At 75.6% G+C, this 8,355-nt stretch carries 8 protein-coding genes and 1 pseudogene; 3 read left to right on the top strand and 6 right to left on the bottom strand.

Translation table 11 applies throughout. The features are described from left to right. The 5 genes from L615_RS07955 to L615_RS07935 all read right to left on the bottom strand — a co-directional run. Positions 1–238: dihydrofolate reductase family protein (locus L615_RS07955; protein ID WP_186449776.1), on the bottom strand; the 238-nt coding region annotated here is incomplete at its 3' end. Further along, complete coding sequence (locus tag L615_RS07950; protein WP_145724723.1) at positions 231–1,118, bottom strand: lysylphosphatidylglycerol synthase transmembrane domain-containing protein; 888 nt, start codon at positions 1,116–1,118, stop codon at positions 231–233. The genes L615_RS07950 and L615_RS07955, both read right to left, overlap by 8 nt. A gap of 7 nt (positions 1,119–1,125) precedes the next feature. Continuing rightward, a complete protein-coding gene (locus L615_RS07945; protein WP_222430484.1) occupies positions 1,126–2,160 on the bottom strand; it encodes a glycosyltransferase family 4 protein in 1,035 nt (344 codons plus the stop codon). Next, positions 2,157–2,555: a 6-carboxytetrahydropterin synthase gene (locus L615_RS07940; protein WP_028656381.1), complete on the bottom strand. Its 399-nt coding sequence runs from the start codon at positions 2,553–2,555 to the stop codon at positions 2,157–2,159. Before L615_RS07940 ends, L615_RS07945 begins: the two co-directional genes overlap by 4 nt. Further along, the gene (locus L615_RS07935; protein WP_028656380.1) at positions 2,555–3,559 is read right to left on the bottom strand and encodes a zinc-binding alcohol dehydrogenase; all 1,005 of its coding nucleotides are present in this window, start codon (positions 3,557–3,559) and stop codon (positions 2,555–2,557) included. Before L615_RS07935 ends, L615_RS07940 begins: the two co-directional genes overlap by 1 nt. A gap of 54 nt (positions 3,560–3,613) precedes the next feature. Here L615_RS07935 and L615_RS07930 point away from each other — a divergent pair, with 54 nt between their 5' ends. Then, positions 3,614–5,767, top strand: a complete 2,154-nt coding sequence (locus L615_RS07930) for a CDP-alcohol phosphatidyltransferase family protein (protein ID WP_145724722.1) — start codon at positions 3,614–3,616, stop codon at positions 5,765–5,767. Between the two features lie 244 nt (positions 5,768–6,011). On the opposite strand, the pseudogene L615_RS24100 reads toward L615_RS07930, so the two are convergent. Continuing rightward, positions 6,012–6,866: pseudogene (locus tag L615_RS24100) on the bottom strand (glycosyltransferase 87 family protein); the annotation flags it as partial. A gap of 22 nt (positions 6,867–6,888) precedes the next feature. On the opposite strand from L615_RS24100, the gene L615_RS07920 reads away from it, so the two are divergent. Together L615_RS07920 and L615_RS07915 are read left to right on the top strand one after the other, a co-directional pair. Further along, complete coding sequence (locus tag L615_RS07920) at positions 6,889–7,680, top strand: exodeoxyribonuclease III (protein ID WP_145724720.1); 792 nt, start codon at positions 6,889–6,891, stop codon at positions 7,678–7,680. 75 nt (positions 7,681–7,755) lie between these two features. Then, positions 7,756–8,175 (top strand): DUF6542 domain-containing protein, encoded by a 420-nt coding sequence (locus L615_RS07915; protein WP_145724719.1) that lies wholly within the window; start codon positions 7,756–7,758, stop codon positions 8,173–8,175. Positions 8,176–8,355: the final 180 nt, after the last annotated feature.

The raw sequence follows: 8,355 nt of genomic DNA, 5'->3' as shown, positions 1-8,355 counted from the left end.
GACCTTGACCGGGCCAGCGGGGCGGCCGTCGGCGCTCCTCGGAACGGACGAGGAGGCGGGGGTCGTCGTTGCGGACGGTGGCGGCGCCGACGAGGATCGCGTCGCAGCCGGCGCGCACTTCGTCGACGCGGTCGAAGTCAGCATCGTTGGAGAGCAGCAGGCGCCCCTCCCCCGCACTGTCCAGGTAGCCGTCGAGGGAGACCGAGCAGCTCAGGAGGACGTAGGGCCGTTCACCCATGCGCGGCCTCCCTTCGTGTCCTCGACGGGGCCGGTGGACCGGGCACACGTACCAGCATGCCCGGCAGCGTCGCCACCAGCGACATGACGCCGTAGACGACGGCCACCTCGACGCCGGTGGCGGCGCCCAGTCCGGCGGCGCCGAAGGCCCACGCCGCCGCGCCCTCCCGCGGCCCCCAGCCGGCGATGCTGACGGGGAGTGCGGAGGCGAGCAGGACCAGGAGGGCGAGGGCGAGCAGGCGCGGGGTCGACAGCTCGACGCCGGCGGTGCGGGCGGCGACCAGGAACACGACGGCGTGCCCGGCAGCGGCGAGCGCCGACAGGACGAGCACCTCCGGCCAGCCGCGGCCGAGGGCAGCGACGGCCTCGCGGCGGGCCGCGGAGAGGAGCAGTGCGCCGAGGAGGACGACGGCGCCCAGCACGGTGAGCACCCAGCCGCGGACCGATTCCGGCAGCAGGGGTACGACGGCGGCCACCATCGCGACCTGCACCGCCTGCCCGCTCGCGCGGTCCCAGGCCACCGACCGGAAGCCACGGCCCAGCTCGCCGGTGTCGCGGCCGTGGCGGTAGCCGCGGTGCACGTCGCCGACGACCCCGCCGGGCAGGGTCGCGTTGAGGAGCTGGGAGCGGTAGCAGCTGCGGTAGGCGGTCGCGAAGGGCACGTGCACGTCGAGGCGGGCAGCCACGACGCTCCAGCGGCGGGCGCAGCAGGCGGTCGTGATCGCGGTGACCACGAGCGCGACGAGCAGGGCGAGCGGATCGGTGTGCCGCAGCCCGTCGAGGAAGGGCTCGGCGCCGAGGCGCACGACGATCACGACGAGGATCGCGACGGCCACCGCCAGCCGGATCCTCGCCCACGCCGTCACCTGCCCGGTCCTCATCCGTCCGCTACCCCCGCCCCGTCGGTACGACGCCCCGCGCGACGGGATCGAGGGCAGCGGCCACCTGCTCCACGGTCCCGGCCCAGCTCCCGAGCGCGGAGCGGCGCCGGGCCGCGGCGGACCGCCACCGGTCGCGCAGGGCGGGGTCGGTGAGCCACGACCGCAGCTCGGCGGCGAGGGCAGCGGCGTCCCCCGCAGGCACGAGCGCCCCGGGCGGCTCGTCGTCGACCGACCCGACCGAGCCGAGCGCCTCGGGGTGGCCGCCGACGTCGGTTGCGACGGCGGGCAGGCCGCGGGCGAGGCCCTCGGCGAGCGCCATCCCCCACGACTCGCGCCGGGACGGGGCGACGACCAGGTCGGTGTCGGCACGCAGGGTGTCGAGCCCGGTCGCCGCGACGGGTCCGGTGAGCTCGACCCGGTCGGCGATGCCGAGCCGCGCGGCCTCGGCGCGCAGGTCGGCCACGAAGCCGGGGTCGAGGTCGAGCGCCCCGACCCAGCGGCACCGCCACGGCAGGTGGGCGAGGTCGACCAGGTCGGCGAGTGCGGCCAGCAGGACGTCGTACCCCTTGGCGGGGGTGACCGGGCCGACGCAGAGCAGGCGGGTGCCGCCGGGCGAGCCCGCGACGACGGGGCCGTGGTCGACGCCCGGCGCCGCGACGTGCACGCGACCGGCCGGGACGCCGAGGTCGGTGACCCGGTCGCGGGCCCAGCGGCTGGGGACCACGACGGCGTGCACGGCGCGCAGGACCTCGGGCTCGCACGGGCCCGAGCCCGGCATGTGCAGCAGCACGGCGGTGCGCAGCCGACCGCTCTCCGCCACCAGCGCGGGTGTGGTGGAGGCGACGAGGCCGTCGACGAGCACGAGGGCACCGTCGGGCAGCCCGGCCAGCGCGTCGGCGAGCGGCACCCGCCCGACGTGGTGCTCCGCGACCTGCCACCCGGCAGCACCGAGGCCAGCGGCGAGCCGGCGGTCGTAGGTGTTGCCGCCGCTGGGCCGACGCGGATCGGCGATGCCGTCGGGCACCAGCAGGTGCAGCCTCACAGCGTCCGCTCGTAGCTGGCGCGAGCGACGTGCGACTCGTGCAGCGTGACCTCGATCCCGGTGAGGTTGCGGCCGCCGGGGCCGAGGTCGCCGCCGGTCGCCCGGTCGGCAAGCGAGTCGGCCACCCAGCGAGCGAGCACCTCGGTGGAGCTGTTCTGCCCGGCGAGCACGTCCTCGTCGTCGAGGTTGCGGTAGTGCAGCCGGCCGAGCACGCCGCGCACCACCTCGGTGGCGCGACCGATGTCGAGGAGGATGCCGTCGGCGTCGAGCTCGGGTCCGGCGAAGGTCGCGTCGACGACGTAGGTCGCGCCGTGCAGCCGCTGCGCCGGACCGAACACCTCCCCCTGCAGGCTGTGCGCGATCATGATGTGGTCGCGGACGGTCACCCGGAACATCAGTCCTCCTGGCTCTCGTGGGGGTGGTCGGCCGGGTAGTCGATGACGTGGCACAGGCCCGGCATCGCGCCCTCGGCGATCTTCGCGATCACGGCGGGCAGCGCGTCGAAGGGCGAGGACCCGGTGAGCAGCACGTCGAACGCCGGGTCCCGCAGCAGCTCCAGCGCGAGCGCGAGCCGGTCGCGATGGGTGCGCGTGCCGCGGCGGGCGGGTGACACCGCGCCGACCTGGCTGCTGCGCAGGGTGAGCCGGCCGGAGTGGAACGCCTCCCCCAGCGGTACGGCGACCGGCCGGTCGCCGTACCAGGAAAGGTCGAGCACCGTGCCCTCCGGCTGCACCACCTCGAGCGCGCGGCGCAGACCGGCCTCGGTGGCGCTGGCGTGCACGACGAGGTCGCTGCGGCCGAGGTCGTCGCCGGGCGCGGCGAACGAGCAGCCGAGCGCGGCGGCCACCTCGGCCCGCGCCGGGTCGGTGTCGACGAGGGTGACCCGTACCCCCGGGACCCCGGCGGCGAGCCGGGCGACGCAGCAGCCGACCAGCCCGGCACCGATGACGGTGACGTGGTCGCCGAGCAGCGGTGGTGCGTCCCACAGCGCGTTGAGGGCGGTCTCGACGGTGCCGGCCAGGACGGCGCGCTCGGCCGGCACGCCGTCGGGCACCGACACGACGGCGTCGGCCGGCACGACGTACGCGGTCTGGTGCGGGTGCAGGCAGAACACGGTGCGGCCGACGAGCCCGTCCGGCCCGCGCTCGACGACGCCGACGCTGAGGTAGCCGTACTTCACCGGACCCGGGAAGTCGCCCTCCTGGAAGGGCGCGCGCATCACCGCGCGCTGGCTGGCGGGCACCCGGCCCTGGTGGACGATCGTCTCGGTGCCGCGGCTGATCCCCGAGCGCAGCGCGCGCACCAGCACCTCACCGTGCCCCGGGTCCGGGAGCTCGACGGTGCGGACCTCGCCCCGGCCGGGTTCGGCGGTCCAGTACGCCCGAGCCTGAACGACCACCGTGGACTCCTTTCGCGTCCTCGTGACGTACGACACTATCGGGGCGGAGGTGCGATGGATCGGGACCAGCGCCGCGCCGGGCCGGGCCCGGCGGACTGGGTGACCGCGACGCGGGCCGTGCTCGCCGTCGCGGTCGCCGTGCTCGCCGTCCGCGGCCTCGTCGAGCCGCTGGACACCACGCTCACGGCCGTCCTGGTCGCCCTCGCCGCGGTCGCGCTGGTGCTCGACGCCGTCGACGGCTGGGTCGCCCGCCGCACCGCGACCGCCAGCGCGTTCGGCGCGCGCTTCGACATGGAGACCGACGCGTTCCTGATCGCGGCGCTCAGCGTGCACGTCGCGCCGCTGCTGGGCTGGTGGGTGCTCGCGATCGGCGCGATGCGCTACGCCTACGTCCTCGCGCAGCGACCGCTGCCCTGGCTGCGGCGGCCGACGCCGCCGCGCTACTGGGCGAAGGTCGTCGCCGCGGTGCAGGGCGTCGTGCTGGCGGTCGCCGCGTCCGGCCTGCTGCCGGACTCCACGGCCCGCAGCGCCCTCGTGGTCGCCCTGCTGCTGCTCGTCGAGTCGTTCGGCCACGACGTGCTGTGGCAGTGGCGGCACCGCGGTGACCCGGCCGACGCCCCGCTGCCCGCCGGTACGACGGAGCCGCCGCCGCGCCTGGTCACGCTGGCCGCCGTCGCGGTGCTGTGGGTGGCGCTCGCCCCGCCGCGGGTGGTCGACGGCCTGGGGCTCGCCGACGTCGTACGCATCCCGGTGGAGGGGCTGGTGCTGCTCGCCGTCGCCCTGCTGCTGCCGGCCCGGGGCCGGCTCGTGCTCGCGGGCGCGGTGGGGGTCGGGGCGACCGTCCTGGCGGTGCTGCGCGGGCTGGGCCTGGGCTTCGACCTCTACCTCGACCGGTCCTTCCACGTGCTCGGTGACTGGTCCTACCTGCCGAAGGGCTTCGAGGTGCTGCGCGACACCGAGGGCACGCTGCCCGCCGTGCTCGCTGCCGTGGGCCTGGCTGCGGCCGTCGCCGCGCTGGCGACTGGCCTGACCCGGGCCGCGGTGCGGGTGGCGCGGACGGCGGCCGAGCACCCGCGCACCACGTGGCGCAGCCTCGCCGCGCTGGCCGTGGTGTGGGCGGTGTGTGCTGCCGTCGGTGGCCCCGTCGGCGGGGTGGCGGACACCGTCGAGCAGGTGCGCGCCGACCGCGACGACACCTACGTCTTCACCCGGGTGCTCGAGGACGACGACTACGCCCGCGTGCCCGGCGACGAGCTGCTGCGCGGCCTGCGCGGCAAGGACGTGCTGCTCGTGTGGTTCGAGAGCTACGGCCGGGTCGCGCTGGAGGACAGTTGGTTCGCCCCGTCCGTGGTGGACGTCCTCGAGCGCGGCGACCGGCAGCTGGCCGCCGCCGGCTACCACTCCCGCAGCGCCTTCCTCACCTCGCCGACCTTCGGCGCCGCGAGCTGGCTGGCGCACGGCACCCTGCAGTCGGGTGCGTGGGCGGACAGCGAGCAGCGCTACGCCCAGCTCCTCGACAGCAACCGGGTCAGCCTCACCAGCGCGTTCGCGGACGCGGGGTGGCGCACGGTGTTCGCGGTGCCGGCCAACACCCGCGACTGGCCCGAGGGAGCGGCGTACTACGGCTTCGACGCGCTCCACGACTCGCGGAACGTCGGCTACCGCGGGCCGGAGTTCGGCTACGCCTCGATGCCGGACCAGTACACGCTGGACCACCTGCGCCGCGCCGAGCTGGCCCCGGCCGACCGGGCACCGGTGTTCGCCGAGGTCGACCTCGTCTCGAGCCACCACCCCTGGGCGCCCGTGCCCGAGCTGGTGCCGTGGCCGCAGGTCGGCGACGGTTCGGTGTTCGACGGCATGCCGGAACGCGGCGCGGAGGCGGTCGACGGCGACGACGAGCCCGAGGCTGCGCAGCGCAACTACGCCGCGTCCGTGCGCTACACCTGGCGCACGCTGCTCTCCTTCCTCACGACCTGGCCCGACCCCGACCGCGTCGTCATCATCGTCGGCGACCACCAGCCGCACTCGTTCGTCAGCGGCCCCTCCCCCGGCCGGGACGTGCCGGTCACCGTGCTCGCCCAGGACCCCGAGGTGATCCGTCGGATCGAGGGCTGGGGCTGGCAGCCGGGGATCCACCCGGACCCGGACGCCCCGGTGTGGCGGATGGACCAGGTCCGGGACCGGTTCCTCGCCGCGTTCGCCCGCTGACGGCACCTGGCACCGCCGCTGCGACCGTGAGCGCGAGGCCGGCGAGCAGGTAGGCGTTGCCGGGCAGGTGCTCGAACCAGCGCCAGTCGTACTCCCGGCCCTCCGCCCAGGGCGGCCAGGTGAACGGCCGGGCCACGAACACCGCCGTCCACGCGAGCGCTGCGAGCCGGGAGCGCCCCCACAGCACGAGCGCCAGCGGCACCGCCCACACCCAGTGGTGCGACCACGACACCGGCGACGCGACGAGCATGGCGATGCCGGCGAGGCAGGCCGCGAGCAGCTCGTCGCCGTCACGCCAGCGCCGCACCGCGACGGCGAGCACGGCGAGCGCGACCGGGCCGGCGACGAGCAGCCACAGCCACACCGGGGCGGGCTCGCCGAGGACGCGGGTCAGCGCCCCGTGGACGGACTGGTTGTGCGCCAGGGCCGGTGGACCGACCCGGCGCGCCTCCAGCAGTCCGTCCGTCCAGTACGACGCCGCGGGTCCCGGCAGCGCGACGAACCCGAGCGCCACCGTCACCGCGAACGTCGCCACCGCCCGCCCGGCGTCGGTGCGCCGGCCGACCAGGACGAGCAGCACGACGAGGACGAGCGGGGTGAGCTTGATGCCCGCCGCCACCCCGACCAGCACGCCTGACCACCTCCGCCGCGGGCCGAGCAGGTCGACGAGCAACGCCAGCACCAGCAGCAGGTTCACCTGCCCGAACGACAGCGTCTGCCACACCGGCTCCAGGCCCAGCGCGGCCACACCGGTCCCGACGAGCAACCACGCCGGCACCGGCCGGTCCTGCGCCCGCAGCACGAGGGCCACCGTGGCGACCAGGGCTGCCGTCGACGCCCCGGTCCACGCTGCGGCCGCCACCCAGCCGGGCACCACGGCCAGCGGCACCATCAGTAGCGCCGCGAAGGGAGGGTAGGTGAACGGGTAGCCGGTCACCGGGTCGTCGGCGTCGTAGAGCCCGCCGCCGTGCAGGACCGTGTCGCCGCCGTACCGGTAGACGTGGAGGTCGGGGAAGCCGCCCGCGAGACCCCCGGCGAGCGCACCGGCCACGAGCGCGACGACAACCGCCAGCCCGGGTCCCCGCCGCACGCGGTCCATGCGTGCACCTTAGGGTTGGCCGGTGCGACTGGCCACCTGGAACGTGAACTCCCTGCGCACGCGGATCGGCCGCGTGGAAGCCTTCCTCGAGCGGCACGACATCGACGTGCTCGCCGTGCAGGAGACGAAGGCACGCGAGGACCAGCTGCCCCTCATGGGCCTGCAGGCGCGCGGCTACGAGGTCGCGGCACACGGGCTCAACCAGTGGAACGGTGTGGCGCTGATCAGCCGCGTCGGCCTCGAGGAGGTGACCGTCGGCTTCCCCGGCCAGCCGGGGTACGGCGACACCGCCGAGGTCGAGGCGCGTGCCCTCGGTGCGACCTGCGGCGGGGTGCGGGTGTGGAGCCTCTACGTGCCGAACGGGCGCAAGCCCGACGACCCGCACTACGTCTACAAGCTCGACTGGCTCGCCCGCCTGCGCGAGGCCGCCGGTGAGTGGCTCGACACCCCCACCGCGCTCGTCGGCGACTGGAACATCTGCCCCACCGACGACGACGTCTTCGACGTCAAGCAGTTCAGGAACTCCACGCACGTCACCCCCGCCGAGCGCGCCGCCTTCCAGGCGTTCCTCGACGGCGGCTGGTCCGAGGTGACCCGCGACCACGCCCCGAGCTACACCTACTGGGACTACTACCGCCAGCGCTTCGAGCGCGACCGCGGCCTCAAGATCGACTTCGTCCTCGGCTCCGCGTCCTTCGCCGAGCGGGTGACCGGGGCGTTCATCGACCGCGAGGAGCGCGACCCGTCGGTGTTCCCGGGAGCGCCGTCCGACCACGCCCCCGTGGTCGTCGACCTCGTCGACCTCGCCGACTGACCCGACCGACCCGACCGACCCGACCCGGCCGGGGAAATCCGCTGGTCGGGCGCCCTCACGTCCTAGCGTGGAGGGGTGAGCTCCGTCCGCGCCCGTCCCGCCACGCTCTGGGACGCCGGCACCCGCCCCGCCGGCGGGGCGCTGCGCCTCGCGAGCGCGCTCATCATGTCGGCGGCGGTGGTCGACCTGGTCCTCTCCGACGGCCTCGGCCTGTTCCACGACCTCGTCTTCGCGACGGTCTGCGTCGGCCTCGCGCTGCTCGTCCGCCCCCGCGACTTCTTCTCCGTCGGCGTCTTCCCGCCGCTGGCGATGCTGGCCGTCGTGCTGCTGCTCGCCATCGCCGAGCCTGGTGCGGTCGCCGACGAGCGCGACGGCGTGGTGCAGGCGACCGTCTCCGGCCTCTCCTCGCACGGGATCGCCCTGGCCCTCGGCTACGGCGCCTGCCTCGCCCTCCTCGCCGTACGCCGCCAGTACCTCACCACCCACCCGCGCTGACCCTGCTCACCGCAGCCCGCCCCGCAGGCCCGGAGGTTTCGAGGCTCGGCCGCGGGCGGCCTCRCACCTCAACCACCGGGAGTCAGGCGAAGCGCACCCAAGGCTTGCCGCCAGACGGACTGTGCCACCTCCCGAAGCCAACCGCGCGCGCCGACCTCGACAGGCGACGCGCTCGCGCAA

This window comes from Nocardioides sp. J9, from assembly GCF_007829375.1.
Lineage (GTDB): Bacteria > Actinomycetota > Actinomycetes > Propionibacteriales > Nocardioidaceae > Nocardioides.
Note: the sequence above shows the minus strand (reverse complement) of the source record. Positions and strands in the feature narration are given on the sequence as shown.

What these genes read in the sequence shown, in the direction of transcription:
- L615_RS07950 (WP_145724723.1), bottom strand. Translation starts at nt 1,118, where the DNA reads ATGAGGACCGGGCAGGTGACGGCGTGGGCGAGGATCCGGCTGGCGGTG.
- L615_RS07940 (WP_028656381.1), bottom strand. Translation starts at nt 2,555, where the DNA reads ATGTTCCGGGTGACCGTCCGCGACCACATCATGATCGCGCACAGCCTG.
- L615_RS07930 (WP_145724722.1), top strand. Translation starts at nt 3,614, where the DNA reads ATGGATCGGGACCAGCGCCGCGCCGGGCCGGGCCCGGCGGACTGGGTG.